The sequence below is a fragment of the Paraburkholderia sejongensis genome, assembly GCF_020880815.1.
In the GTDB taxonomy this organism is placed as follows: Bacteria; Pseudomonadota; Gammaproteobacteria; order Burkholderiales; family Burkholderiaceae; genus Paraburkholderia; species Paraburkholderia sejongensis.
The window spans coordinates 61896-86350 of sequence record NZ_JAJITD010000012.1; the positions used below are offsets into that span (position 1 = coordinate 61896).

At 65.4% G+C, this 24455-nt stretch carries 29 protein-coding genes and 1 pseudogene; 22 read left to right on the forward strand and 8 right to left on the reverse strand.

Annotation, left to right across the window (positions count from 1 at the left end; all coding sequences use genetic code 11):
• The first annotated feature begins 17 nt into the window (after positions 1–17).
• From LJ656_RS22920 to LJ656_RS22945, 6 genes are all read left to right on the forward strand, one after another.
• On the forward strand, positions 18–821 hold the full coding sequence (locus LJ656_RS22920; RefSeq protein ID WP_230511962.1) for an outer membrane lipoprotein-sorting protein: 804 nt from the start codon (positions 18–20) through the stop codon (positions 819–821).
• Positions 818–2284, forward strand: a complete 1467-nt coding sequence (locus LJ656_RS22925) for a hypothetical protein (protein ID WP_230511788.1) — start codon at positions 818–820, stop codon at positions 2282–2284. Before LJ656_RS22920 ends, LJ656_RS22925 begins: the two co-directional genes overlap by 4 nt.
• Before the next feature lie 148 nt (positions 2285–2432).
• The gene (locus LJ656_RS22930; RefSeq protein ID WP_230511963.1) at positions 2433–2834 is read left to right on the forward strand and encodes a DUF4345 domain-containing protein; all 402 of its coding nucleotides are present in this window, start codon (positions 2433–2435) and stop codon (positions 2832–2834) included.
• A gap of 128 nt (positions 2835–2962) precedes the next feature.
• Entirely contained in the window at positions 2963–3979 is a 1017-nt protein-coding gene (locus tag LJ656_RS22935) for an esterase/lipase family protein (RefSeq protein WP_230511964.1), read from the forward strand.
• A gap of 2 nt (positions 3980–3981) precedes the next feature.
• Positions 3982–5013: a lipase secretion chaperone gene (locus LJ656_RS22940; RefSeq protein ID WP_230511789.1), complete on the forward strand. Its 1032-nt coding sequence runs from the start codon at positions 3982–3984 to the stop codon at positions 5011–5013.
• An 86-nt stretch (positions 5014–5099) separates the two neighbouring features.
• Complete coding sequence (locus LJ656_RS22945) at positions 5100–7433, forward strand: multicopper oxidase family protein (protein WP_230511791.1); 2334 nt, start codon at positions 5100–5102, stop codon at positions 7431–7433.
• A gap of 171 nt (positions 7434–7604) precedes the next feature.
• Here LJ656_RS22945 and LJ656_RS22950 read toward each other — a convergent pair whose 3' ends face one another.
• Both LJ656_RS22950 and LJ656_RS22955 read right to left on the reverse strand, forming a co-directional pair.
• Positions 7605–7892, reverse strand: a complete 288-nt coding sequence (locus tag LJ656_RS22950; RefSeq protein WP_230511792.1) for a contact-dependent growth inhibition system immunity protein — start codon at positions 7890–7892, stop codon at positions 7605–7607.
• A gap of 4 nt (positions 7893–7896) precedes the next feature.
• Complete coding sequence (locus LJ656_RS22955; RefSeq protein ID WP_230511794.1) at positions 7897–8733, reverse strand: RNase A-like domain-containing protein; 837 nt, start codon at positions 8731–8733, stop codon at positions 7897–7899.
• Positions 8734–9008: 275 nt separating this feature from the next.
• Here LJ656_RS22955 and LJ656_RS22960 point away from each other — a divergent pair.
• Positions 9009–9182, forward strand: a pseudogene (locus LJ656_RS22960) (IS30 family transposase); the annotation flags it as partial.
• 84 nt (positions 9183–9266) lie between these two features.
• Here LJ656_RS22960 and hcaR read toward each other — a convergent pair.
• A complete protein-coding gene (gene hcaR / locus LJ656_RS22965) occupies positions 9267–10163 on the reverse strand; it encodes a DNA-binding transcriptional regulator HcaR (RefSeq protein WP_230511796.1) in 897 nt (298 codons plus the stop codon).
• A gap of 140 nt (positions 10164–10303) precedes the next feature.
• On the opposite strand from hcaR, the gene hcaE reads away from it, so the two are divergent.
• From hcaE to LJ656_RS22995, 6 genes are all read left to right on the forward strand, one after another.
• A complete protein-coding gene (gene hcaE, locus LJ656_RS22970; RefSeq protein ID WP_230511798.1) occupies positions 10304–11695 on the forward strand; it encodes a 3-phenylpropionate/cinnamic acid dioxygenase subunit alpha in 1392 nt (463 codons plus the stop codon).
• Positions 11688–12233 carry a 3-phenylpropionate/cinnamic acid dioxygenase subunit beta gene (gene hcaF / locus LJ656_RS22975; protein WP_230511799.1) on the forward strand — a complete coding sequence of 182 codons (546 nt, stop codon included), beginning with the start codon at positions 11688–11690 and terminating at the stop codon, positions 12231–12233. Before hcaE ends, hcaF begins: the two co-directional genes overlap by 8 nt.
• A 10-nt stretch (positions 12234–12243) precedes the next feature.
• Positions 12244–12567, forward strand: a complete 324-nt coding sequence (hcaC, locus tag LJ656_RS22980; protein ID WP_230511802.1) for a 3-phenylpropionate/cinnamic acid dioxygenase ferredoxin subunit — start codon at positions 12244–12246, stop codon at positions 12565–12567.
• Complete coding sequence (gene hcaB / locus LJ656_RS22985; protein WP_230511804.1) at positions 12564–13439, forward strand: 3-phenylpropionate-dihydrodiol/cinnamic acid-dihydrodiol dehydrogenase; 876 nt, start codon at positions 12564–12566, stop codon at positions 13437–13439. Before hcaC ends, hcaB begins: the two co-directional genes overlap by 4 nt.
• Positions 13440–13499: 60 nt before the next feature.
• Positions 13500–14726: a 3-phenylpropionate/cinnamic acid dioxygenase ferredoxin--NAD(+) reductase subunit gene (hcaD, locus tag LJ656_RS22990; RefSeq protein ID WP_230511806.1), complete on the forward strand. Its 1227-nt coding sequence runs from the start codon at positions 13500–13502 to the stop codon at positions 14724–14726.
• A gap of 372 nt (positions 14727–15098) precedes the next feature.
• The gene (locus LJ656_RS22995) at positions 15099–15518 is read left to right on the forward strand and encodes a hypothetical protein (RefSeq protein ID WP_230511808.1); all 420 of its coding nucleotides are present in this window, start codon (positions 15099–15101) and stop codon (positions 15516–15518) included.
• Positions 15519–15532: 14 nt separating this feature from the next.
• Here the strand turns inward: LJ656_RS22995 and flgM are convergent, their stop codons facing one another.
• Complete coding sequence (flgM, locus tag LJ656_RS23000) at positions 15533–15844, reverse strand: flagellar biosynthesis anti-sigma factor FlgM (RefSeq protein WP_230511811.1); 312 nt, start codon at positions 15842–15844, stop codon at positions 15533–15535.
• Positions 15845–16214: 370 nt separating this feature from the next.
• Here flgM and LJ656_RS23005 point away from each other — a divergent pair, with 370 nt between their 5' ends.
• The gene (locus LJ656_RS23005) at positions 16215–17456 is read left to right on the forward strand and encodes a cystathionine gamma-synthase family protein (RefSeq protein ID WP_230511813.1); all 1242 of its coding nucleotides are present in this window, start codon (positions 16215–16217) and stop codon (positions 17454–17456) included.
• Between the two features lie 53 nt (positions 17457–17509).
• On the opposite strand, the gene LJ656_RS23010 is transcribed toward LJ656_RS23005, so the two are convergent.
• The 4 genes from LJ656_RS23010 to LJ656_RS23025 form a co-directional block, all read right to left on the reverse strand.
• Complete coding sequence (locus tag LJ656_RS23010) at positions 17510–17857, reverse strand: hypothetical protein (RefSeq protein ID WP_230511814.1); 348 nt, start codon at positions 17855–17857, stop codon at positions 17510–17512.
• A complete protein-coding gene (locus LJ656_RS23015; protein WP_075304771.1) occupies positions 17854–18051 on the reverse strand; it encodes a hypothetical protein in 198 nt (65 codons plus the stop codon). Before LJ656_RS23015 ends, LJ656_RS23010 begins: the two co-directional genes overlap by 4 nt.
• A gap of 432 nt (positions 18052–18483) precedes the next feature.
• Complete coding sequence (locus LJ656_RS23020) at positions 18484–18999, reverse strand: hypothetical protein (protein ID WP_230511816.1); 516 nt, start codon at positions 18997–18999, stop codon at positions 18484–18486.
• Positions 19000–19102: 103 nt separating this feature from the next.
• The gene (locus LJ656_RS23025; RefSeq protein ID WP_230511817.1) at positions 19103–19387 is read right to left on the reverse strand and encodes a hypothetical protein; all 285 of its coding nucleotides are present in this window, start codon (positions 19385–19387) and stop codon (positions 19103–19105) included.
• Positions 19388–19670: 283 nt separating this feature from the next.
• Between LJ656_RS23025 and LJ656_RS23030 the strand changes: the two genes are divergently transcribed.
• From LJ656_RS23030 to LJ656_RS23060, 8 genes are all read left to right on the forward strand, one after another.
• The gene (locus LJ656_RS23030) at positions 19671–20123 is read left to right on the forward strand and encodes a GNAT family N-acetyltransferase (protein WP_230511818.1); all 453 of its coding nucleotides are present in this window, start codon (positions 19671–19673) and stop codon (positions 20121–20123) included.
• 289 nt (positions 20124–20412) lie between these two features.
• Entirely contained in the window at positions 20413–20976 is a 564-nt protein-coding gene (locus LJ656_RS23035) for a YSC84-related protein (RefSeq protein WP_230511820.1), read from the forward strand.
• 362 nt (positions 20977–21338) lie between these two features.
• Positions 21339–21554, forward strand: a complete 216-nt coding sequence (locus LJ656_RS23040) for a hypothetical protein (protein WP_230511821.1) — start codon at positions 21339–21341, stop codon at positions 21552–21554.
• Positions 21555–21654: 100 nt separating this feature from the next.
• The gene (locus LJ656_RS23045) at positions 21655–21804 is read left to right on the forward strand and encodes a hypothetical protein (RefSeq protein WP_230511823.1); all 150 of its coding nucleotides are present in this window, start codon (positions 21655–21657) and stop codon (positions 21802–21804) included.
• Between the two features lie 57 nt (positions 21805–21861).
• Complete coding sequence (locus LJ656_RS23050; protein ID WP_230511825.1) at positions 21862–22575, forward strand: succinate dehydrogenase/fumarate reductase iron-sulfur subunit; 714 nt, start codon at positions 21862–21864, stop codon at positions 22573–22575.
• Between the two features lie 255 nt (positions 22576–22830).
• On the forward strand, positions 22831–22953 hold the full coding sequence (locus tag LJ656_RS34890; RefSeq protein ID WP_268998742.1) for a hypothetical protein: 123 nt from the start codon (positions 22831–22833) through the stop codon (positions 22951–22953).
• A 122-nt stretch (positions 22954–23075) separates the two neighbouring features.
• Positions 23076–23660 (forward strand): helix-turn-helix domain-containing protein, encoded by a 585-nt coding sequence (locus tag LJ656_RS23055; RefSeq protein WP_230511826.1) that lies wholly within the window; start codon positions 23076–23078, stop codon positions 23658–23660.
• A gap of 228 nt (positions 23661–23888) precedes the next feature.
• A complete protein-coding gene (locus tag LJ656_RS23060; RefSeq protein ID WP_230511827.1) occupies positions 23889–24140 on the forward strand; it encodes a hypothetical protein in 252 nt (83 codons plus the stop codon).
• The last annotated feature ends 315 nt before the right edge of the window (positions 24141–24455 follow it).

Here is a 24455-nt window from a genome sequence, read left to right on the forward strand (position 1 = left end):
GTTCGCCTGTGCGCCGTTTGTTCGTTGCCGTTTCGCTCGCTGTTCAACTTGCCGTTCCCGTCGCCGTTCAGCTCGCCGCGCCCGCCGCGCATGCGCAGAGCACGCAGAACGCGCCCGATCCACAAAAGCTGCTGCGCGACAGCGACGCGATCCGCACGCCGGCCGGCTCGTTCGTGCTCAACGCGACGCTGACCGAGTATCGCGGCGGCAAACAGGTGGACGGCAACGCGCTGACCATCTACTCGAAGCCCGACGCGCCAGGCGGCGCGTTCCGCACGCTGGTGCGCTTCGTCGAGCCGGCCCGCGACGCCGGCAAGCTGATGCTGAAAAACGGCAACGATCTGTGGTTCTACGATCCGGCCAACCAGGCGAGCATCCGCATCTCGCCGGACCAGCGGCTGCTCGGCCAGGCGGCCAACGGCGACGTGGTGACCGTGAATCTCGCGCACGACTACACCGCGCAGTTGACCGGCGCGGAGGACGTCGCCGACGGCGACCGGCAGACGCGTCATTGCTACAAGCTGTCGTTGTCCGGGCAGTCGGCGGGGCTCACGTATCACCGCATCGAAATGTGGCTCGATGCGAGCAATAGCCGGCCGGTGAAAGCGAAGTTCTATTCGGAGAGCGACCGGTTGCTGAAGACCGCGTTCTATCGCCGCTATACGTCGGAACTGGGCGTCGAGCGGCCGACCGAGACGGTGATCATCGACGGCCTCGATTCGAGCTGGGTCACGGTGATGCGTTTTTCCGGCTATGGATGGCGTGAGATTCCCGATGCGTGGCTGCAACGCGATTCGCTGCAGCGCTTCAAGGCCGAATGACGCGGCGCGCGGTGCGGGCGCTCGCGCCCGCGGCGACGCTGTGGATGGCGACGTGCTGGCCGTTCGCATGCGGCAAGGCGATGGCGGCCGGGATCGAGCCGCCCGATGCGGCGGGGAAGGTCGGCGCAGCGGGCGCAGCGGGAGCCGAGGGCGCGGAGGGCGCGGAGGGCGGCGCGGGCGCAGCGGACACTGCGGCGAGCGCTGCCGCCGCCACATCCGCTGCCGCCGCAGCGCCGCAAACCACCGATGTCACTAACGCCGCCGACCCCACCGACGCCGCCCTGAAACTCGCCGACGCGACCCCCGACACGCCGGTGCAAACCGCGCGTCCGTGGAAGCTCGCGATCGAAGAAGCGCTGCGCGCGAGCGGCAGCCGCGACGGCACGCACTCGGCCCGCAACCAGTTGTCGGTCGATTTCCAGTACGCGCAGGCGCTCGGCTCGGCGTTCGTCGTCAACTTCGCCGCGCGCTACGACCGTTTCGATCCGATGTCGGCGCAGGCCGAATCGCATCGCGACGTGCCGCTGGTGAAGGAGGGCTATGTCAGCTGGCGTCTGTCGTCGCTGCAACAGCTCGACGTCGGCCGGATCAACGCGCGCATCGGCGCGGGGATCGGCTACAACCCGACCGACTTCTTCGGCGCCGGCGCGATCACCGCCGACGTGCGTCCCGATCCCGACAGCCGCCGTACCAACCGGCTCGGCAGCGTCGCGGTGCGTGCGCAGCAGCTGTGGGATACGGGCTCGCTGTCGCTCACGTATTCGCCGCGGCTCGCGAGCCGCAGCCTGCCGGGCAATCCGAACGCGTCGTCGGATTTGCAGCGCACCAACGGCGTCGAGCGCTGGGAGCTGCTCGGCAGTCAGCGGCTCGGCGCGAGCGTGCAGCCGCAATGGCTGATCTACGGCCAGCAGGGGCAGGCGCCGCAGTTCGGCCAGAACCTCAGCGTGCTGCTCGGCAATTCGGTGGTCGCTTATGCAGAGTGGACCGGCGGGCGGCGCCGCTCGCTGATCGGCCGCGCGAACGGGATCGACGACACCGCGTTCCGCACGAGTTCGTCGATCGGCGCGACGTGGACGCTGCCGGTCGATCTGTCGCTGACCGCGGAGCTGCAAAGCAACGCGGCGGGCGCGAGCGCCGCGCAATGGCGCTCGCTCGCGGCCGCCAATCCGGCCGCGTGGGGCAACGCGGTGCAGACCGCGGTGACCTCGCAGGAACTGCCGGCCCGGCACGCGCTGTTCGTGATGGCGATGTGGCGCAACCTCGGCATGCGCGGTCTGGACCTGTCCGCGTTCGTGCAGGCCGACGCGGGCGGCGGGCGCCAGTACTGGGGCGAGCTGCGGCGGCGCTTCCAGCACTTCGACGTCGCGTTGCAGGTGCAGACCCAGGCCGGTCCGGCGTGGAGCCGCTTCGGCGCGATGTCGGAGGCGCGCAGCGTGCAGATGCTGGCCAGTTTCTATCGATGAGTTTTACCCCCTAACTTCAGCAAGCACACGGAGGACAGAGCGAATGAGCGAGCGCATCCCGGCCGGGACAGCCGGCAGACCGGCCGGCCGGTCCGTTGGCAACCCTAACGATAACCCCAACGGCAACCACGGCGACGCGGGCCGCCGCATGTTGCAGACGGCGACCGCGATCCTCGCGGTGGTGCCGACCGTCAGCGGCCTCGTCGCGATGACCGGTGTCGGCGATCCGTTGTACGCGCTGCTGGCGCTGCCGCACGACGCGACCCTTGACAGCAACCTGCGCTTCTACGCGGGCATCTGGCTCGGCCTCGGCCTCGCGGCGTTCTGGGTGGTGCCGCGCATCGAGCGCGAAACCGCGTTGTTCCGCGCGCTGTGGCTGATGATTTTTATCGGCGGCATCGGGCGTGGGCTGTCGCTGTTCGCGCTCGGCCTGCCGTTTCTGCCGTTCGTCGGTTTCACCGCGCTCGAGATCGTCGGCGCGCCGCTGTTCGTCTGGTGGCAGCACCGCGTCGCGCGCGCGGCCGCCCGGCGGCGCTGTCCGATTGTTTGAGCCGGGTATCCGGCAACCCATTGATTTATCCACCCTCAGAGACCATCGCTTTGAACAACATCAGTTCTACTGTCCTTTCCCTGCGCAGCCGGATCGCCGGCCGCGCGCGCACTGCGCTGCTGGCCGCGCTGCTGACGCTGGGTCTCGGCGTCGTCGCCGCCCCCGCGCGCGCGGGCACCAGCGCGGCAGCCGACACTTACGCGCAGACCCGCTACCCGATCATCCTCGTGCACGGGCTGACCGGCACCGCCAGTTACTTCGGCGTGCTGCCTTACTGGTACGGGATGCAGGCCGACCTCAAAAGCCACGGCGCGACCGTGTACGTCGCCGATCTGTCGGGCTTTCAGAGCGACCTCGGCGCGAACGGCCGCGGCGAACAGCTGCTCGCGTACGTGAAGCAGGTGCTCGCGGTCACCGGCGCGCAGAAGGTCAATCTGATCGGCCATAGCCAGGGGGGTACGACTTCGCGCTACGTCGCCGCGGTCGCGCCACAACTGGTCGCGTCGGTCACGACGATCGCGACGCCGCATCGCGGCTCCGAATTCGCCGACTTCGTGCTGGGCGCGCTCAAGCTAGACCCGACCGGGATCGCGACGCCGGTGTTCGGCGCGGTGCTGAACATCTTCGGCGTGCTGTCGAGCGACACGCACAACACCAACCAGAATGCGATCGCGGCGCTCGACGCGCTGAGCACGAAGACCACCGCGTCGTTCAACCAGTTGTTCCCGAGCTCGGGCCTCGGCAAGCAGGGCGCGTGCAAGACCGGCGCGGCCAGCGAGAGCGTGAACGGCAACACGCATCTGCTGTATTCATGGAGCGGCAGCGCGTTCCAGCCGGTCTCGATATTGGGCATCGTGACCGGCGTGCGCGATACCAGCCTTGGGCTGATCGACCTCGCGGTGCTCGATGTGTCGACCCCGGTGTTCGGCGTCGCCGGCCTGATCATGGCCAACAGCAAGGCCGGCGCGAACGACGGCTTCGTGTCGACGTGCAGCTCGCTGTACGGCTCGGTGATCAGCACCGGCTACAAGTGGAATCACTTCGACGCGATCAACCAGTTGCTCGGCATTCGCGGGCTGAACGCGGCCGATCCGGTCGCCGTGCTGCGCACCCACGCGAATCGTCTGCGCAGCGCCGGAGTGTAACGATGGCGCGCGCCGAAACTGACTGGAAAGTGTTGTTCGCGGTGGGCGGCGCGATCGCCGCCGGCATCGTCGCGTGGGTGCTGCTGGCCGGGCGCACCGACGATGCGCCCGCGCGCCCGGACGACGAGGCGGCGGCGCCGCTCGCGGCATCGACGGTCGAGGCCGCGGCGAGCGAGTCCGCGGCGCCGTCGCTGGCGATGCCGGCGTCGTTGGCCGGCACCGACGCGCCGCGCTTGCCGCTCGATGGCCGCGGCCACCTCGCCCATGCGCGCGCGGTGCGCGACTTCTTCGACTATTTCCTGACCGCGCAGGACGACGAAACACCGCGCACGATCGATGCGCTGGTGCGCCGCGCGCTCGCCGCGCAACTGGACGGCACGCCCGCGGCCGGCGAAGCGCTGGCGGTGTGGCAGCGCTACAGCGCGTATCGCGGGGCCAGCGCGCAACTGACCCCACCGGCCAGCATCGCCGGCGGCGTCCCCGGCAAGCTCGACCTCGACGCGTTGCAGCAGACGATCGACCAGCGCGCGGAGCTGGCGAGCCGCGTGATGGGCGACTGGAGCGACGCGTTCTTCGGCGACGAGTTGCGCGAGCAACGCGACGATCTCGCGCGGCTGCGCATCACGTCCGATCCGAATCTGAGCGACGCGGACAAGCGCGCGCGACTGGCGGCGCTCGATGCAGCGCTGCCGGAGTCCGAACGCGAAGCCCGCGAGAGCACGCGCACGCAGCAGGCCGCGATCGACACGGTCGCGCAATTGCAGAAGCAGCACGCGCCGGCCGACGAACTGCGCGCGCAGGTCGCGCAGACGCTCGGTTCGGCCGCCGCCGAACGGGTCGTGCAGATGCAGCGGGACGCCGACGACTGGCAGGCGCGCTACGCGAGCTACGACGCGCAACGCGCGCAACTGGAGCGGGCCGGGCTGACGCCGCAGGATTACGCCGCGCAGCTCGCGCGCTTGCGGCAGCAGAGTTTTCCGGACAGCGGCGACGAACTGCGCGCGGCGGCGCTCGACCAGGGCGCCGGTCATTGAACGGAAACGGCGGCGCGCGCACGGCGCGCGCCGTCATCCGAATCGAAAAATAGAACGGGACCGAAGGTTCACGGGGGAGTGGTTTTATGCGGTTGTCTTCGGTATGGGTACGGGTGCTGGTCGTTGTCGGACTGTCGTTCAATCATTGCGCGTCCGCGCAGGCGTTATCGGCCGCGCAGGACTTTGCCGATCTCAGCGCGAGCGCCGACGCGCTTGCCGATAACGCCGCGCAGAATTCGACCGGCGGCCTCGCGTCGGTCTTCGCGCGGCAGCGCTGCGTGAGCGGCTATACGTTCGACGGCAAACAGGGCTCGCTCACACTGACCGTTGGGATGACGAACTATTGGTTGTTCAACCCCGACACGAATTCGTTCGATACCGTGTCGATGCGTTCGTACAACGGCTGCCCGGCGGGGCCGACGCTCAGCGTCAAACCGGGCATGCGGCTCGACGTGACACTGAACAACCGGCTGCCCGCGGAAAGCCCGGCGACCTGTCCACCGAACCCGGACCCGGCGGTGCCGCACTGTTTCAACACGACCAATCTGCACACGCACGGGCTGCACGTGTCGCCGTCCGGCCATGCGGACAACGTGATGGTCAGCGTCGCGCCGAATGCGAGCTTCGACTATCGCTACGAGATTCCCGCCAATCATCCGGCCGGCACGTTCTGGTATCACTCGCATCAGCACGGCTCGACCGCGATCGACGTGTCGAGCGGAATGGCCGGCGTGCTGATCGTGCGCGGCACGCGCACCGCAGCCGCGCGCGCGGCGAACGGCGGGATCGCGGACATCGATACGATCCTGCATCGGCGTGAACGGCAGCAGCCGTTTCGCGAGCACGTGATGCTGTTCCAGCAGATCGAATACGGCTGTTTCGAGAACGCGGCGGCGAGCGCGCCGCTCGCCGATCCGGCGACCTACGCATGGGTGTGTCCGCCGGGCCACGTCGGCGAAATCCGCAATTACACGAATCAGCTGAACTTCGTCGCCGATCCGCGGCCCGGTCATGCGGGCGAGGCCAACACCACGTGGGCGATCTCGGGCCGCTATACGCAGATCAACGGCGTCGTGCAGCCGGTGTTTCCCGGCGTCGCGAGCTATGTGCCGGCCGGCGAAATCCGTCGCTGGCGGATGATTCACGGCGGCAACCGCGACACGATCAACGTGAAAATCGTGCGCGCGAATCTGCCGGCGCTCGGGTTTGCCGATTCGCTCGCCGATTCGCCCGCCTTGAGCACCGGCGACGTGGACAGCGCGACGCGCGCGGCGGCGTCGCGCCTCAGCGCCGCGCATGGCCGCGCGCGACAGACCACGCTCGACGCGCTGTGCAGCGGCGAAACGGTCAAGCAGGTAGAGATCGCGGTGGATGGGCTGACGCGCGCGTCGATGGTCGAAAAGGACGTGAACACGCTCGACCCCGGTTATCGCAGCGACGTGCTGGTCGCGTTTGCGCAGCCGGGTCTCTACTGCATCCTCGACGACGCGGCGAGTGCGGCCGCGACGATCAATTTCCGGCGCCATTCGGCGAGCGTGAAGGACCGCCGCCTGCTCGCGTTCGCGCGCGTCGGGCCCGGCACCAACATTCCTGCATATGTCGACGATGGTCTCGGTCATTCGAAGTACTGGCAATACGTGCGCACCCAGTTGGTCGACGCGAACCAGAATCTGCCGCGCGACGTGCTGGCCGATCTGAACCGGCTCGACACCCGCGCGTTCGCGCCGCCGCGCGTCACCGACGGCGTACCGGCACGCACCGTGGCGGTCGGGTTCGACGTCGATACGTCGACGGGCGCGCCGCATTTCGTGATCAACGACCGGCTCTACGACATGAGCCGCATCGACCATACGGCGACGCTCGGCACGCTGGAAGAATGGCGCGTCAGCGCGACCGTCGCGGGCGGCGGGCACGTGTTTCATATCCACGTGAACCCATTTCGGGTGGCCGACGTGCTGAACCCGGCCGGACAGTCGATCTACGATGGGAGCGGCGCGTGCACGCAGGCGGAACTGGCGACCGGCGATACCCAGTACTGCACGCAGCGCGACGTGCTGCGCGATACGGTGTTCGTCAAACCGGGCTATACGCTGGTGCTGCGCACGCGCTACGAGGATTTCAGCGGCCAGTTCGTGATGCACTGCCATATTCTCGATCACGAGGATCAGGGGATGATGCAGAACATCGCGATCGTCGCGCCGCAGGGTATGGGCAGTGCGGGGGCGCCCGCTGGGGCGAACACAGTGAATGGGGTCAGTGGCGGGAACGGCGCGAATGGAGCGAAGCTCGCGCAACTGCTTAAACCAGTCGGGATCGCCGCGCTTCCGGTGATCGGCGAGCTGCTGGCGAAGCTGTTCGGCACCGCGTCCATGCAACTCGACGCCGCGTTGGCCGCGTCGCTATGCAAGGGCAGCCGCTGACGGTTGACGCGTTGACGAGCTGAGCTGAAGCCGCGCCGCTTACTCGTCGTTTACTGGCATCCGTTGGCTGATGCGGTGTGTGGCGTGTGCCTCGACGTACGGCTGTGCATCATCAAGTAGCAGCAGTTCGCACCGGAGTCACACGCCGTAAAGCGGCGAGGCCGCCGCCGGTCATGCTCTCAGGATCCGCAGGATTTCCTGCAGAAAAGATGCGATGGTGTAACCGCGCCCTTCCGGACGGAATCCTCGACTAAACGGTGTATAGGCGACGTCCAGATCATGCGGATGTTCGCTGCGAAACTGCTCGATCTCGCGGATCAACTCCAGATAATGATCGCGGTGATCATCTTTGTAAGATAAAACGATTTCCTCAACGGTGTCTCCGAAAATATCAAAATCCTGGCCGAAATAGATGCTGAAAAAAGTGGCCATCTGAGGGAAACGCTCTAAATAGTCCATTTTTTCACTCGAGATAAGAGGTCAGGATGTAGTAGGGCATGCCATTGTAGGTGCCGTATTTTAGAACGACGAAAACCTTGTTCAGCGGAGTAAGCTTGCCAGTCTTCCGTGTGACGCCATAGCCAATGTCACCGGCAACGATCTTGTTCAGGTGCATCGTACGGGAAGGGTTCTGGCTGCGTGCCCACGCGCTGATCACTGCGGCGTTGGCGTGTAACGTCTCCGAGATGGCGCGTTCTGCTTCGTGAACATTTTTAAACGAGGAGACAATTGTCCGATCCGGTTCACGCTGTAACCGCGCCCGAAGCCACGCTTCATCTTTGCCGACATGCTTCAGCAGTGTATGCCCACCAAGATTCGGTTGCGCTGCCTTCGCCTCGTGCATCCGCAAATCAATGCGGCCACGCGTAATACTGGCCGCGCGCGCAGCTTTGATGGATCCGGCAATACCGAACGGCACCATCAGATCAAGCGACTTGGCGATATTGCGCGCCATTTCGGGCTTCGCCTTTATTGCTTGAGCCAGCTTGCTGGTGCCCTGCTGCGTGAGTGTGATGGTGTCGGAGCCCGTCCACATCTGCCGCAAACCCGCGGCCGCGGTGTCCGAGCCATGCACACCGAACACGATGCAGCCGGCTTTGCTCGCCATCGTCGGTTCGGGTAACACGCACAGCGCTGCCGCACCAACCATCTCTAAAACACCACCGACCACCTGCAAACCGCCCCAAAGCCGGTTCGTCAGCATCTCCGTCTGGCTGATCGACTGACGGGACAACACCGCGGCCAACTGCGGCGCGCTCAACACTATCCGCACGCCGTCTGAATCATCTCGATAAGACATCCCGAATTCCTCTCTTTTTACGGGGAAAGGAAAAGCTAACAATTAGCCCGGATGTAGCAAATGGGCGAAGGATGATTTGTGGGTGTCATTTGTCCGAGATTGGACTTGGATCAACGAATCGCGCCAGCTTGAAGCTCGCTTATTTCGCGATATGCTCATCGATACCTCGCATAGGCAACGTCTGGACAACGTGATCTGTTTAATGGCGCGGGACGGTGTCGTTTTGACGTCGAGCCCCGTACTCTTTTATTCAAAGAAATCGGTGGCCAAGGAATAATCGTGCGGGCGTCGGACTGCTGGTGGAGCGGACAAGCCGCCTGCTGCTGCTGGCGAAGATGGAAGATGGCACGGCTGCCTGCGCGCTGGCAGGCTTCTTTACCAAACTCAATTCGGTCGCCGAGCCATTGCGGCACAGCTTAACCTACGACCAGGGCAAGGCCTTGAAACGGCCTCGTCGAATAGACTTGCGCGTTGTCGCATAGGGTTGCGTGGCGACCAGGGCCCGCGAGTTTTGGGACTTGCAGCCGCGCCGCTTACTCGTCGTCCGTGCCGTCCGCGTGATGGGCGACCAACTCGAGCAGCCCGTCCAGTTGCGGCGAGCGGTTGCCGGCGCGCCACGCCATCAATAGTTCGATCTGCGGCACCGGGCCCGCCAGCGGCCGCGTGCAGATCGCCGGATTGGTCAGCGACGCGGTGTAGCCCGGCAGCAGCCCCAAGCCGAGCCCCATGCCGATCAGGTTGAGGTTCAACAGGATATTGGTGGCCACCTGAATCACCTTGGGCTGCACGCCGTGCTGCCGGAAGTAACCGTCGACCACGTGGTACACGTCGCCCGAATAGAGCGGATGCGTGCTGATGAACGCCTCGCCGTCGAGCTGCGCGGGCTTGATCCGCTTGTAGCGCGCAAGCGGATGCGCGACCGGCAGCACCACAAGGATCGGCTCGCGCAGCACCACTTTGCTGAGCAGGTCGGGCGAGCGGATCGGCTTGCGCATGAAGGCCACGTCGATTTCGTTGTCGAGCAGCATCTGCTCCTGTTCGGAAGTCGGGATGCTGCGCAACTCCACGTTCAGCTCCGGAAAGCGCAGCCGCAGACGCGGCAGGATCGCCGGAAAAATCCGCACTTCGGCGGCCGGCACGAAGCCGATCGTCACCGTCGAACTGCTTTTGCGGCCGACATGCCGCGCGCGCGTCACCGCGCGTTCGGCCTGCGCGAGTGTCAGCCGCGCCTCGATCAGAAACACCTTGCCGGCCTCCGTCAGTTCGACCTTGCGGCGCGTGCGCTCGAACAGCTGCGTGCCGACCTGCTCTTCGAGATCGCGAATCTGCTGACTCAGCGACGGCTGCGCGGTGCGCAAACGCTCGGCCGCGCGCGTGAAGCTTAGCTCCTCGGCGACGGCGATGAAGTAGCGCAGGTGTCTCAGTTCCATCGGCGGGATTCCTCGGTGACGCGTTCAGTTATCGTTGAAATGTCTTAATCCAAACAAACAAAATATTTTACAGCTTATGCTCGGAAAACGATCATTGGCGCCACATCCCACCTAAAAACCTCCTGTGGAGGAGACGCCAAATGTCTCAGAAATCGATCGATTTCGACGCGCTCGTCGACGCGCGCACCGGCCGGGTCGCCGCGTCGATCTACTCGGATCCCGAACTGTACGAACTGGAGCTGGAGCGCATCTTCGGGCGCTGCTGGCTGTTTCTCGCGCACGTCAGCCAGATTCCGAACGCCGGCGATTACTTCAATACCTACATGGGCGAAGACCCGGTGATCGTCGTGCGTCAGAAAGACGGCTCGATCAAGGCGTTCCTCAATCAGTGCCGGCATCGTTCGATGCGGGTGAGCTACGCCGATTGCGGCAATACCCGCGCGTTCACCTGCCCGTATCACGGCTGGTCGTACGGCACCGACGGCGCGCTGGTCGACGTGCCGCTCGAAGCGCGCGCGTATCCGCAGGGGCTGTGCAAGCAGCACCTGGGCTTGCAGGAAGTGACCCGCGTCGCCGAATACAAGGGACTCATTTTCGGCAACTGGGACGCGAGCGCGCCGGAGCTCGAAGCGTATATGGGCGATATCGCGTGGTATCTGGACGGCGTGCTCGATCGGCGGCCGGGCGGCACCGAGATCGTCGGCGGCGTGCATAAGTGGGTGATCGACTGCAACTGGAAGTTTCCGGCTGAGCAGTTCGCGAGCGACCAGTATCACGCGCTGTATTCGCATGCGTCCGCGGTGCAGGTGCTCGGCGCGAAGCAGGGCGATGCAGCGCGCGGGTCCGCAGGCGGCGACGGCGGCAAGGCGCTCGGCGCCGGCCAGACCGCGCGGCCGGTGTGGGAGACCGCGAAGGACGCGCTGCAATACGGCCAGGCCGGCCACGGCAGCGGCTTTTTCTTCACCGAGAACCCCGACGCGAACGTGTGGGTCGACGGCGTCGTGTCGCAGTACTTCCGCGACACCTACCCGGAAGTCGAGGCGCGACTGGGCAACGTGCGCGCGCTGCGTCTGGCCGGCCACAACAACATGTTCCCGACGATGTCCTGGCTGAACGGCACCGCGACGCTGCGCGTCTGGCATCCGCGCGGGCCGAATCAGGTCGAGGTGTGGGCGTTCTGCATCGCCGACAAGGACGCGTCCGACGAGGTCAAGCAGGCGTTCGAGCGCAGCGCGACGCGCGCGTTCGGGCCGGCCGGTTTTCTGGAGCAGGACGACTCGGAGAACTGGGTCGAAATCCAGAAGGTGCTGCGCGGCAAGCGCGCGCGCTCGACGAAGCTGATCGTGGAAATGGGTCTGGGCAACGAGAAGCTGCGCGACGACGGCATTCCTGGGATGACGAACTACATCTTCTCGGAGACCGCGGCGCGCGGCATGTATCGCCGCTGGGCCGATCTGCTCGCGTGCGACAGCTGGGACGAAGTGCTCGAACGCACCCGCGCGTACGAACAGGAGGTGCTCAAGCATGACTGAAGCCACTTTGACCCGCGCGGCCGCGGTGCCGCTCCAACTGCATCACGAGATCGAACAGTTCCTGTATCGCGAGGCCGAATTGCTCGACGACTGGCGCTTTCGCGACTGGCTCGCATTAATGGCCGCCGACGTCCATTACTCGATGCGCACCACGGTCAACGCGCAGACGCGCGACCGCCGCCGCAGCGTGCAGCCGCCGACCACGTGGATTTTCAACGACACGTACGCGCAACTGGAACGCCGCATCGCGCGACTCGAAACCGGGATGGCGTGGGCGGAGGAGCCACCGTCGCGCACCCGCCACCTGGTGACCAACGTGGTGGTGACCGCAGCCGATGAAGCCGACACCTTCGACGTGCGCGTGAACTATCTGCTGTATCGCTCGCAGAAAGAGCGCGACGAAACGATCTACGCGGGCAAGCGCTGCGACCGCGTGCGTCGCGCGGCGGATACGGCGGCCGGCTGGCAGATCTGCCGCCGAGAAATCACGCTCGATCAGGCCACTCTCAACTCCCATAACCTCAGCGTACTTTTCTGAAGCGAATCCCATGACACGCATTCTCGTTTGCGCGGATAGCGCATTGCCCGATGGCGAGGCAATCAAGGTGGAAGGTCCCGGCGAAGCGGTCGCGGTGTTCCGTTCGAACGGCGAGTTGTATGCGCTGGCCGATCGTTGCAGTCACGGCAATGCGTCGATGTCCGAAGGGTACGTCGAGGACAACGGCACCGTCGAATGTCCGTTGCACGCGGCGCGTTTTTGCCTGAAGACCGGCACGGCGCTGTGCCAGCCGGCCACCGAAGCGCTCAAGACCTTCCCGGTCGCGCTGCTCGACGGCCAGATTTACGTCGACGTGCCGGAGGCGGCGGCATGAGCGCGGCGAATACGACAGATACGCAAGCCGCACAAGCCTCGCGCAACGCCGCGAGCGGCGCCGGCTGGTTGCATGGCCAGGTCGCGCTGATCACCGGCGGCGGCTCGGGGCTCGGTCTCGCGCTGGTCGAGCGCTTCCTGCGCGAAGGCTGCCGGGTCGGCGTGCTCGAACGCTCGGCGGAGAAGGTCGCGGCGCTGAACCTGCGCTTCGGCGACGCGGTGGTCGCAGTGCAAGGCGACGTGCGCTCGTACGAAGACAACGCGTGTGCGGTCGATGCGACCCTTGCGCGCTTCGGTTCGCTCGATACCTTCGTCGGCAACGCGGCGATCTGGGACCACGCGGCGGGTCTGCTGGACCTGCCGGCCGAACAACTGGTGAGCGGCTTCGACGAGTTGTTCGCGATCAACGTAAAGGGGTATCTGCTCGGCGCGAAAGCGGCCGCGCCCGCGCTGCTCGACAGCGACGGCAGCATGATCTTCACGCTGTCGAACTCGTCGTTCTATCCGGGCGGCGGCGGTCCGCTCTATACCGCGAGCAAGCATGCGGCGGTCGGCCTGATCCGCCAGCTCGCGTACGAGCTTGCGCCAAAATTGCGCGTGAACGGCGTTGGTCCGTGCGGAATGGCCAGCGATCTGCGCGGGCCGGCCGCGCTTGGTCAGCAGGACAAACGCATCATGGATTCGCGCTCGCCCGATGCGATCGCGAGCATCCTGCCGCTGCAGTTCTTTCCGGAACCGGCCGATTTCACCGGCCCTTACGTGATGCTCGCGTCACGCGCGAACAATCGCGTGCTGAGCGGCGTGATGATCAACGCCGATGCGGGGCTCGGCATTCGCGGCATCCGTCACGTCGCGGGCGGACTGCATCTGTGATGCGTGCCCGCACCGCTTTCGCGTCAGTTCGGATAGCGCTTGAATTAGCAGGTTGAATCGATGAATCGTTCTACTTATGTAATCGTCGGCGCCGGCCAGGCCGGCGCGAATGCCGCGGCCGAATTGCGCCGCCAGGGTTTCGACGGCGACGTGCTGCTGATCGGCGACGAGGCCCATGCGCCGTACGAGCGGCCGCCGTTGTCGAAGGCGATGCTGCTGTGGCCCGAGAAAACCCGCTGCGCGGTGCACGCGGACGGCTTTTACGACGAGCAGCGCATCGCGTTGAGGCTCGGCGTGCCGGTGGTCGCGCTCGACCGCGACGCGCGCACGCTGACCTTGGCCGATTGGGACACGATCGCTTACGACAAGCTGCTGCTGTGCACCGGCGCGCGGGCGCGGCGGCTGCCGCTGCTCGACGCGCTGAAGACGAACGTGCATACGCTGCGCACGCTCGACGACGCGCGCCGGCTCGCCAGCGAGCTGCATCCGGGCCAGCGGATCGTGCTGGTCGGCGCCGGTGTGATCGGCCTCGAACTCGCATCGAGCGCGCTCGAACTCGGCGCGCGAGTGACCGTGATCGAAGCCGCGGGTGCGGCGCTCGGGCGTTGTGCGCCGCCGCTGTTGAGCGAGTTTCTGTGCGATGTGCATCGCAGTCGCGGCGTGAGATTTCATTTCGGCGCGGCGCTGGCGGACGCGCGCCGCGAGCACGGCGAGATCGTGCTGAGCTTGCAGGACGGCACGCGCATCGCGGCCGATGCGGTGATCTACGGAATCGGCGCACAACCGGACACCGCGCTCGCGCAGGCGGCGGGTCTGACGATCGACAACGGCATCGCCATCGATGCCGGCTACCGCACGTCGGACCCGCATATCTACGCGGCGGGCGACGTCGCGAGCCGGCAGCATGCGGCGAGCGGCATCTACGGACGCCTCGAAACGTGGGAGAACGCGCAGAAGCAGGGGATTGGCGCCGCGCGCGCGATGCTGGGCGTTGCCGCCGAAGCCGACACCGCGCCGTGGTTCTGGACCGATCAGTGCGGCCTGAACGTGCAGTTAGTCGGCGATATGGCCGCGCCGCACTGGCTCGTGCGCGGCCCACTCGACGGCTCGCCGTGCGTGCTGCTGGGGCTCGACGAACAGGGCGCGCTGACGGGCGCGATCACGATCAATCTCGGTCGCGAGATGCGCAGCGCTCGGCAACTGGTCGAACGACGCGCGAAGTTCGCGCGCGAGGTGTGGCTCGATGCGGGCCGGAGCCTGCGGGAACTCGCGAGAAGCGCGCTATAGCCCATGCTTGACCGCGACGCGCGCGGCACGAAGCGCGCGAGCCAAAGCGGATCGCGCGCGCAGCCGCCGATTCGCGGGCGCCGGGCAACGATTGCGCCGCATCTGCGCGTCGAACGCGATAAGCGTCGCACGATCTTGCTTTCGGTTTCCGAAACATTGCAATGCCGGTCCCACGCTCTATGCTTCTAACTAAACCTCCTTCCGCCTGAGGATTGCGGCGCGCGCCTCAGGTGTCCATCAGATCGCTGGTACAGGGTCACTCCCGTTTTCGATACGCTCCACGTCGCCTGTCGGTTACTACGGCGCAATCCGTATCGATGCATCGCACGCGGGAATGCCTGGCGACCCGCCCAGCCACAACAAGGCTCCGTCATGTCTGCGTCGGAACAACAGGGAACCCGCCCGCGCAACGTCGGCGGCGGACGGCGTCTGCTCGTGCTCCATGAGCAGAACGAACCGATCGCGCAATCCATCTTCGTGCTGTCCGCGGTGTATGGCTTCGCGGCGACCTGTATGCTGTGCAGTCACGTATTGCAGGGGCTCGACGAATGTGGGCCCGGTGGGCCGCAACTCGTGCTCCTCGATACCGAGTGCCGGATCGGGCAGAAGGCGCGTGCGCTGAAACTGATCCGCGCGCATAGCCCGCAGTGCCGCGTCGCGGTGCTGTCGGACGATACCGCGAGCACTAGCTGGGCCCACGCGGATCTCGTGATCGCGCGGCCGGTGTCGGCCGCGCAGGTGCTCGAGCGGCTGTGCGAGTTGGTCGAGCCGCCCGTGGTGTCGCTGCGCTAAGCGGCCCGCGCCGTTCAGCGGCTTCTCGTTTGCAATAGCTCGCGCGCGCTGCTCAGCATGCCGTCGGCGATTTTGGCCGAATCGATCCGGTAGCTGCCGTCGCGCAGCGCGGCCTTGATCGATTCGACCGCCGCCACATCGATGTCGGACTCGCTCGACGCGCGCAGCGACGACGTCGCCGACAGCTCCACCGTCTGGCTCTGCGCGCCGGCCGCGCTCACTGGCGCCGCCGCGCCGACGCTGCTGTTCTCATCGCCTGGGTTGGTCGCGCGCGGCGCGCCGTTCTGGAAAACCGCGTAGGTGTTGTTGCCCGTTTCGATCTTCATCGCTCTATTCCTCACCTGTTGACTGCTTAACGGTCGGGTCGCTGAAATCTTCACCGTAGCGCCGGCGCCGCACGGGGGTCCACCTCCGGCGGAAACCCGCAAAGCCTTGTCGGGCGGGCTTCCGGGCAATATGCAACAAAGTGAAACAGAGTGTAAGGATTGCCACACAGCGTCGCCGCGCGCAGGGCTACGCGGCTCAGTGAGCTTCGCGCGAGCCACGCGCGCGTGATCCAGGGGAGAATATCGGGATGGCGTGCGCGGCGCGCCAACAAGGTTTCGGTGGCGCGGCGAGCCGCGCTGAAGATTAGCGGCGCGCCGAGGGCAGTTACGCCCGGCGGCCGAACGTTAGCGACTTGAAAGCGGAGAAGGGATGGACAAACAAGGCTTTACCACCGGCATCGTTCACGGCGACCGGATCGCGGGATCCGAGCACGGCGGTGTGCGCCAGCCGATTCATACCTCGGTGCAGTACGGCTTCGAGCGCGTCGAGGATCTGATCGGCGTGTTCCAGGGTACGAAGAAAGGCGGCTTCAACTACGCGCGCCAGGGCACGCCAACCACCGCGGCGCTCGAACGCAAGATCACGAGTCTCGAAGAAGGCGTCGGCACGGTCTGCTTCAGCACCGGGATGGCCGCGATCACGGCGACCTTTCTGACGCTGCTGCGCGCCGGCGATCACCTGCTCGCGAGCCGCTACGTGTTCGGCAACACCAACAGCCTGTTCGGCACGTTGCGCACGCTCGGCGTCGAAGTGACCACCGTCGACGCCTGCACGATCGACGAGGTGCGCGCGGCGGTGCGTCCGAACACGCGGATGGTGTTCGTCGAAACCATCGCCAATCCGGGCACGCAGATTCCCGACCTCGAAGGGATCGGCGCGCTGTGTCGCGAGCACGGCCTCGCGTACGTGGTCGACAACACGATCACGTCGCCGGCGCTGTTCAAGCCGAAGGCGGTCGGCGCGAGCCTCGTCGTCAACTCGCTGACGAAGACGATCGCCGGTCATGGCGCGGCGCTCGGCGGCGCGGTCACCGATACCGGCCTGTTCGACTGGAGCGCGTATCCGAACATCGCCGACGACTATCGCCGCTCGGCCGCCAGGGAGCAGGGTCTGCTGCAGATTCGCAAGAAGGGCCTGCGCGATATGGGCGGTTCGCTGTCGTCCGAGCAGGCGCATTCGATCGCGCTCGGCGCGGAAACGCTCGCGCTGCGCGTGAAGCAAAGCAGCGACAACGCGCTCGCGCTCGCGAAGTTTCTCGAAGGCCACGCGGCGATCGGCAAGGTGTTCTATCCGGGCTTGCGGAGTCATCCGCAATACGAGATCGCGCAGAAGCTATTCAAGGGCGCGTCGTGGCTGCTGTCGTTCGAACTGCTGAATGCGGAGCGGATGATCGACGTCGTCAACGCGCTGCAACTGCCGATCAAGGCGACCGGTCTCGCCGACACGCGCACGCTGATCATTCCGGTCGCGCCGACCATCTTCTTCGAAGCCGGTGCGGAAACCCGCAAGGCGATGGGGATTTCCGACGGCATGCTGCGGCTATCGGCGGGCATCGAAGATATCGACGATCTGCTGGCCGACTTCGCGCAGGCGCTGAAGCTGGCGGCTTGAGGCCAGCGCGCATCAAGCGCAGGCGCACCATCCACCACGCGCAATCAACCGCGCTAACCGCGCGGTTCGCCGAGCCGCTCGATCGCTTCCAGCCGCGCCAGCAGGCTGCGGACCTGCGGCTCGAGCGCCGGCGATATCGCCGCGTTCGCGACGACGCGCGCGCGCCAGTATTCCGGCAAGGTCACGATCGTGCTTTGCCAGTCGGTTTTCCGGCTTTGCGCCAGTTTTTCCAGATGCAGCACCACGGTGCCGATGTGTGCGAGGTCGTTTGCCGCGTCGTTGATATTGCGCACTGATTTCACTGGATTGCTCTCCACGTTGGTACCTGTCGCGAGCGGGCGGATGGCCATGCCGCCCGTTCGCGCCGCGTCGCGCGGGCGCTCGGGCGGCGCGCCGGTCAACGTTCGCGCATCATGTTTCGCAGAAGGGATTCGCCGTGATTCGTCACGCGCGGGCGATGCACACCCGACGCGCTGTGTTCCATTGCCACCAGCTGCAAATCGAGCAGTGCGCTGAACTCTGCGCGGGTGACATCGGTCTGGTCGGGCGATGCCCTGACCAGCATCAGTACCGCAAATTCGTGGGGGCTCAGCATGTCGCCTCCTGAGGCTTTTGATGACGTGTAAAACCTCCGGGTTCGCAGTGCCGGCGCTGTCTTTTGGCCGGCTCATGCGTTAGCTCAAAATGAGGGTTCAAGAATACGCCGTGGCACGCGCGTCCGTACATTGGGCGGGAGCTGTCCGTAACTCGTGCTCAACGGACAAGCTTATTGCGATTGGAATAGCGCTGCGTCGAGATGCTTGCCGTCGGCTTGACAACGATTGACTGTCCGCGCGCAAGCGTTACGGACAGTACCGGCGTCGGCGGCGCTTTCTATACTGCTTGTGTCCTCGGACTGGACTCCAGTGGGACAGCGTCTCAAATGCGCTTGCGGCGACCACGCCCCGATAACGGCTGGTCGCTCTTTTTTTGCCGGCCGCGCGCTTCTGTCCCATGTGCTTCCGCCCCCTGTTTACCCGCGTGCGATCTACGCGTTCTGCCGCCGCAGCAACGCGGCCGCGAGCAGGCCGCAGCCGAGCGCGACATACACCGTGCCGAGCGCGCGGCGCGACAGGTGCGCTTCGAAGCCGGGCGTGAGCCGCGCGGGCACTACCTTGTAGTCGATCAGATAGGCGGTTGCCGCGGTTGCTGCCGCCGCGCCGGCGGCCGCGGCCGGTCGCCGTTGCGCGCAGCCGCCGGCGAGCCGCGCGACTAGTGCTTCGTACAGCAGCGCCCAGAAGATCGCGGCGCTCTGATGAATCGCGAAACCGGTCACCGTGTGACGCAGACTGAAGCCGCGCTCGCGCAGTGCGCGGCGCGGCCACAGGCAGTGGGTCACCGCGTTGATCGGCGCGCAGGGCGTGCCGTCCGCGTCGGCCGCCGCGGCCGCGGCGCTCGCCGCCGACAGGCAGCCGGCAAGCAGACCGGAACCGACCGCGCGGCGCAGGTGGGTGCGCCACGCGCCGTCGCCGCTTGAAATGAGTTCACTACGGGTGGCCTTCATGGCAGGGCTCCGGTGTGGGCGCGTGACCGCGCATGCTGGGTTGCCGATGAACGGATGCGCGACGCGAAGCATTTCGCGTTCCGCGCGGCCGGCGCTGCGCCGGTCAGGTCAGGACTTCCCAAGTTCGTCGCGCGGCGGATGCAATCCATTGGAACGCAAGCGCCGGCAGGCCGGGCAGTACGGCAATAATGAACGACAGCGTCGATCGCCCCACCGACGCGACGGCGGCAATCATAAATGCGTTCGCGCAGATGATCGCAAAACGTCTGATCGGAGGCGCTTCGACGAAAGGCGCGGCGCAGATAAAAAGCATCAGCACAATGAACAGATAAAAACAGCGCTGAAGAAAGATCCTGCCGAAAAACTCGCTGACATTCCGGATCACCATGATTTCGTGTTCGCCAGAGAAACCGCATGTCAGGTCCGGTTGCGCTTCGTGTTATCCCGCCACGTTGGGCGCGAGTTCGCATTCGTCGGGGTAGGTTTGATTTACAGAATTACTGCGTGTGGTCGGGCGCGCGGTTTCAATATAGTCAGTACACAAGTGGTTTTCCACGACGGCCCGAAAAAGCAGCCGTCACGCTGTCTCCGTATACCTAAACTAAAACGCGCATACGGTCGCAGCAACATCCCCGTGACAGGCAGACAGTTTTGAACGAACGGAGAGTGTGATGGCAAGCATCGAGTACGGCTTCGCGACGGTTTCGGATCTCGATGACCTGCTCGCGCTCTACGCGGTGCTGCGACCGCAATACCCCGCGTATGTTCGCGGAGATGCGGAGAAAGCGCTGGCGAGCCTGCTCGGCCAACCGCACCTACGGTTGATCGTCGCCCGATTCGACCAGCGCGTGGTCGCCACCTGCCGATTGGCGCTTCTGGCCAATATCGGTCGCGCGAGCAGGCCGCTTGGACTGCTGGAATATGTGGTGACCGCCGGGCCGTTTCAGCGCAAAGGCATCGGACAACAAATGCTCGGATTCGCGCTGGATGTCGCGTGGCATCTCGACTGCTGCAAAGTCGTTCTACTGTCCGGCACGCAACGGGATCTGGCTCACATGCTGTATGAAGAACTCGGATTCCGGGGCGACCGCGAGCATGGCTTTTTCATCGACGCGCCTTTATGAATGACGATTACCGGGCGCGCATCGGCGCATGGACGAATGAGCCAATGAGCCAATGAGCGAATGCAGGCCGGCGGATCTCAGTAAGCAGATGATTTTCCACACCGCGTTTTGAGACGCGGCGGCGCTATTGCGCAAACTGTTCGTGGCAGTCTGGGTTTTGTCTTTTTTTTTGCGCGGCCGGACCGATACGATTATTTGCGCACGATCAGCAGTACCGCGATGCATCGCGGAGGGTGGGCGAATACTTCACGGCAGTGTTTGAACGCGACCAATTCATGGAGAACATGTGATGCTCAAACGTCTGATGTTGATGCTCGCAATTCTGCTGTTATTGCCGGTTTCGTTCGCGTGGGCCGACGAATATACGGAAACACTCAAGCTATTCAGGAATGCGGGAGAAAGCGGCGCGCTTCTACAGAATGCGTATGGGTACGCCGTGTTTCCGAAGATCGCCAAGGGAGGGGCCGGGATAGGCGGTGCGCGCGGCAAGGGCCGTGTCTATGAGCAAGGCCATTACATCGGCGATGCGACGATGACTCAGCTCACCGTGGGCCTGCAACTGGGGGGCCAGGTGTACAGCGAACTCATTCTGTTCGAGGACGAACGGGCACTGAAGGAATTCACCGGCGGCAACTTCGAATTCGGCGCGGATGCCAATGCGATCGCGATCACCGCGGCGGCGGGCGCAAAGACGGGCTCGATCGGCACGTCCGCCAATGTCAGCGGTGGCAAGAACGACGCCAAAACGGCGGGCGACTATCGAAAAGGCATGGCGGTCTTTACCGTGGCCAAGGGCGGGCTGATGTACGAGGCAAGTGTGGGCGGCCAGAAGTTCTCCTATAAGCCGAAGTGATTGCCACCGCCGCGGCGCGCGGCGCGCGGCGCGCAAAACCCTCCGCTTGTTCCGCTGTCCCGCTGTCCCGCTGTCCATTAGCCGGTATTTTCGGACGGTTCGCACCTTCCCGCCATCTTCTTATACTGCGTCGTTCCCGCGAATCTCGGGACCAGCATTGCCACGCCAGCGCTGACGACGATCGTGCGGCGTGCCGGCTAGTCGAGGTTGTCCCTGCAGCCCGCCCTCCGACCAAGCGTGCGCGGCGCACGCGCAAGCCGGATAGCAGGACGCGGTGAGGCCATTCGAATGCAGTCAAAGACTTGCCCGTTGGGGGAGACGATGTCGGTCGCATAGAAGATGTGCTCGCGGACGCGCTCAGCGTGAGCAGCGAGATCAGGCTGCGCAGCGCGGCGCTCGTCAGGATGGAGCAGAGCCTCGCCAACAGCGACGAGCCGTTGCTGCGCGAGGCGCTCGACGCGCTTCGCCGCGAGCTGTCGCGATTGCAGCGGCACAAGGGCGAACTGACGCAACGCTTGCAAGTGCTCGTAAGCGGTATCGAAGAGCCGCCCACCAGCCATCGACTGCCGATTCCGTAAGCGCGGGCCTGGCGCATGCTCATCTCACGGGACGAAGCGGCGGCCGCTCGCAACGAGCCGTCACCGCCGCTTGAATGAACGCACCCGAAGGAGCGCAACGATGATCAGCAACGCCGAGCCTGCGTCGCAACCTGTGCCCGCTAACGACGACGGCGCCGAACCGCCGGATACCCCGCGCGAACCGGCCCCGCCGAGCACCAGGGAGCTGCCCGATCTGCCCGCGCCGCAGGAAGTCGGCGAAGACGGCTGATGCAGGTGGCGCGGGTAGCGCGGCCCGGCGGTGCGCGCCAAACCGGAGTAATCGATCATGGACGATCCCGATCTTCGCACCATCGACATCTATCGGTACGACCCCGACGTCGACGCGCACCCGCGCGTGCAGCGATACGAGATCGAAATGGGGCACGCCGAGCGGATGTTGCTCGATGTACTGGGCGTGCTCAAGACGATGGACGAGTCGCTGGCCTATCGCCGCTCGTGCCGCGAAGGCATTTGCGGTTCGGATGCGATGAACATCAACGGCAAGAACGGACTCGCGTGTCTGACCAACATGCAGGAACTGCCGAAGCACATCGTGTTGCGGCCGCTGCCGGGTTTGCCGGTGGTCCGCGATCTGATCGTCGACATGACGATGTTCTTCAAACAGTACCACTCGGTCAGGCCGTGGCTGGTCAACGACGAGCGGCCACCCGAGCGCGAGCGTCTGCAGTCGCCCGCCGAACGCGATCAGCTCGACGGGTTGTACGAATGCATCCTGTGCGCGTGCTGTTCGTCGTCGTGTCCGTCGTTCTGGTGGAATCCCGATCGTTTCGTCGGTCCGGCCGGGCTGTTGCAGGCGTACCGCTTCCTCGCGGATTCGCGCGACCGGGACACTGCCGCGCGCCTCGACAATCTCGAGGATCCATACCGGCTGTTCCGCTGCCGCACCATCATGAATTGCGTGGACGTGTGCCCGAAAGGCCTGAATCCCGCCCGCGCGATCGGCGAAATTCGCACTATGCTCACGCGGCGCACGGTTTGAGCGGCAATGCGTGAGCGACAGCCGCACTGAGCGTGTGGAAAATTTTCGCGCGGGCGTAAGATTGGCCGCCTCCCGTTCGTAGCTGGGTAGTGCGGACAGCGGTTGCGCTCGACATGCAATTCATGCGTGAATTCGGTAGGCCGTACGCGCGCCTCGTCGACGACTCACGTGGGCAAGCCTGGGAACGCTCGTTGCGAACAGGTGACGATGGTCCGGCCTGAACCGGTCGGTCCGCTACCTTGCAAGGAGAACGAAATGAGCACGGAGAAGGATACGAATCGGCAACCGGCCAATCCGGTGCAACCGGGCCGCGAAAGCGGGCAGCAACAGCAGAATCAGAAACCGCCGCAGCATCAGGGCGGCCAGCGGCAGCCGTGAGCGCCGCCGCCGGAACGGCTGCGCGTGAACGCGCGGCGGTTTCGGCGGCATTGCGATGGCAAGCAGGCTCCTCCCGGCTGATACCGCGCCGCGCAGCGTGGATTGGAATACCAAAGGGCGAAGTGGAAAAAGTACATATCTATCTATTTGGCGCGTACGATCCGGCGCGCCGCGAGCAGGCGCTAATCCGTCTCGACAAGGCCGGCTATATGGTCACGCTCGCGCGCCTCGCGAACGAGGATTTGCCGACGTACTTCGCGGCGCGCGAGCGGCCGGAGTTGCAAAGCCTGATTCGCCGGATGGCGCCGCGCGACACCCTGGTGGTGTTGGAACTGGCCGCGCTCGGCTGCAACGCGCGCGACATTCTGGCGACCGTGATGCAATGCCGGAAGGCGCTGGTCTCGCTCAAATGCGTCGAGATCGGCCATACCGATCTGGCCGGCCGGCCCGAGCCCTCGTCGGTCAAGGTGCTGCGTGCGCTGGTGCGGCTCGATGCGGCTTGCCGCAGCCTGCGCAGCCGCGACAGCCTTGCGGCGGTGCGCGCGAACGGCAAACACACCGGCCGCCCGCCGTCGCTGTCCGAACAGCAGCGCGAACGTGTGCTGCAATCGCTTGGCCGTGGCCAGTCGGTCAGCGAAGTCGCGCGCCGCTTCGGCACATCGCGCCAGACCGTGATGCGCATTCGCGCCGATACGCCGCTCACTTAGCCACGCACCTGGCCGCGCGCCTGGCCCTTCGTGCTGCTATTCCCGCTGCTATTCCTGCGACGAAAACCGCGAGCCGCGCACAGCGCCGTCCACTGTCCGTAACACTAGCGTTACGGACGGGGCGCGCTGCTTTGCAGTGAAAGCTCGTCAGACTAATCTCAACGAACCCCTTTCAATTGCCCTTGACCGGAACGAGGCGCGGCCTGTCGCCGTGTTGAAGCCGTGAACGTGAAACGTCTGACTGTGTCTGCGAGCCCCGGATCGCTGCGCGTGATCGCGGTCTGGAAAAGTCTGATCGAGCAGCGGGCCCAGGTATGCGGCTGGTCCGCGCATGTGAACTGCACCGGAGGACGCGAGTCGCTGAGCGTGGATCTCGTCGATTGTCCGCCGGATCGGCTCGCGGTGATTTCCGCCGCGTTGAGCGTTGGACCGATGACGGTGTTGATGAGCGACACCGAGGCGTCGGCCCGCAGCGTGTAAGCGTGCGATACACCGGTGCCCAGCGCGGCACGGGTTCGCGCGCAGCGAACGCGATAGAAATGCCATTGCCCGCCCGCCCTTCGCGGCATGGCTTTTGAGCGGCCTCCGCGGCACTGCTCCCCAAGCGGCCCTTTGTGGCCGCTCTTTTTTGCGCGCTGCACTGCGCGCTGCGGTATCGCACGGCGTCCTCGCGGTTGGCGCCGCGCGGTATAGCCCTTGCTCGCCCACATCGCGATTCCCCTACCGGAGCGACCCATGTCCCGCGATAAGCCGAACAACGAACCGGATCAAGAAGCGCAACCGGAGCAGCGAAGC

Coding starts and splice junctions, on each gene's coding strand:
- hcaC (WP_230511802.1), top strand. CDS start 12,244: ATGACACGCATTCTCGTTTGCGCGGATAGCGCATTGCCCGATGGCGAG.
- LJ656_RS23020 (WP_230511816.1), bottom strand. CDS start 18,999: ATGAAGGCCACCCGTAGTGAACTCATTTCAAGCGGCGACGGCGCGTGG.
- LJ656_RS23005 (WP_230511813.1), top strand. CDS start 16,215: ATGGACAAACAAGGCTTTACCACCGGCATCGTTCACGGCGACCGGATC.
- LJ656_RS23015 (WP_075304771.1), bottom strand. CDS start 18,051: ATGCTGAGCCCCCACGAATTTGCGGTACTGATGCTGGTCAGGGCATCG.
- LJ656_RS22995 (WP_230511808.1), top strand. CDS start 15,099: ATGTCTGCGTCGGAACAACAGGGAACCCGCCCGCGCAACGTCGGCGGC.
- LJ656_RS22925 (WP_230511788.1), top strand. CDS start 818: ATGACGCGGCGCGCGGTGCGGGCGCTCGCGCCCGCGGCGACGCTGTGG.
- hcaB (WP_230511804.1), top strand. CDS start 12,564: ATGAGCGCGGCGAATACGACAGATACGCAAGCCGCACAAGCCTCGCGC.
- LJ656_RS23025 (WP_230511817.1), bottom strand. CDS start 19,387: ATGGTGATCCGGAATGTCAGCGAGTTTTTCGGCAGGATCTTTCTTCAG.
- flgM (WP_230511811.1), bottom strand. CDS start 15,844: ATGAAGATCGAAACGGGCAACAACACCTACGCGGTTTTCCAGAACGGC.
- LJ656_RS23030 (WP_230511818.1), top strand. CDS start 19,671: ATGGCAAGCATCGAGTACGGCTTCGCGACGGTTTCGGATCTCGATGAC.
- hcaD (WP_230511806.1), top strand. CDS start 13,500: ATGAATCGTTCTACTTATGTAATCGTCGGCGCCGGCCAGGCCGGCGCG.
- LJ656_RS23050 (WP_230511825.1), top strand. CDS start 21,862: ATGGACGATCCCGATCTTCGCACCATCGACATCTATCGGTACGACCCC.
- LJ656_RS23045 (WP_230511823.1), top strand. CDS start 21,655: ATGATCAGCAACGCCGAGCCTGCGTCGCAACCTGTGCCCGCTAACGAC.
- LJ656_RS23035 (WP_230511820.1), top strand. CDS start 20,413: ATGCTCAAACGTCTGATGTTGATGCTCGCAATTCTGCTGTTATTGCCG.
- LJ656_RS22955 (WP_230511794.1), bottom strand. CDS start 8,733: ATGTCTTATCGAGATGATTCAGACGGCGTGCGGATAGTGTTGAGCGCG.
- hcaR (WP_230511796.1), bottom strand. CDS start 10,163: ATGGAACTGAGACACCTGCGCTACTTCATCGCCGTCGCCGAGGAGCTA.
- LJ656_RS22945 (WP_230511791.1), top strand. CDS start 5,100: ATGCGGTTGTCTTCGGTATGGGTACGGGTGCTGGTCGTTGTCGGACTG.
- LJ656_RS22950 (WP_230511792.1), bottom strand. CDS start 7,892: ATGGACTATTTAGAGCGTTTCCCTCAGATGGCCACTTTTTTCAGCATC.
- hcaF (WP_230511799.1), top strand. CDS start 11,688: ATGACTGAAGCCACTTTGACCCGCGCGGCCGCGGTGCCGCTCCAACTG.
- hcaE (WP_230511798.1), top strand. CDS start 10,304: ATGTCTCAGAAATCGATCGATTTCGACGCGCTCGTCGACGCGCGCACC.
- LJ656_RS22930 (WP_230511963.1), top strand. CDS start 2,433: ATGTTGCAGACGGCGACCGCGATCCTCGCGGTGGTGCCGACCGTCAGC.
- LJ656_RS22940 (WP_230511789.1), top strand. CDS start 3,982: ATGGCGCGCGCCGAAACTGACTGGAAAGTGTTGTTCGCGGTGGGCGGC.
- LJ656_RS34890 (WP_268998742.1), top strand. CDS start 22,831: ATGAGCACGGAGAAGGATACGAATCGGCAACCGGCCAATCCGGTGCAA.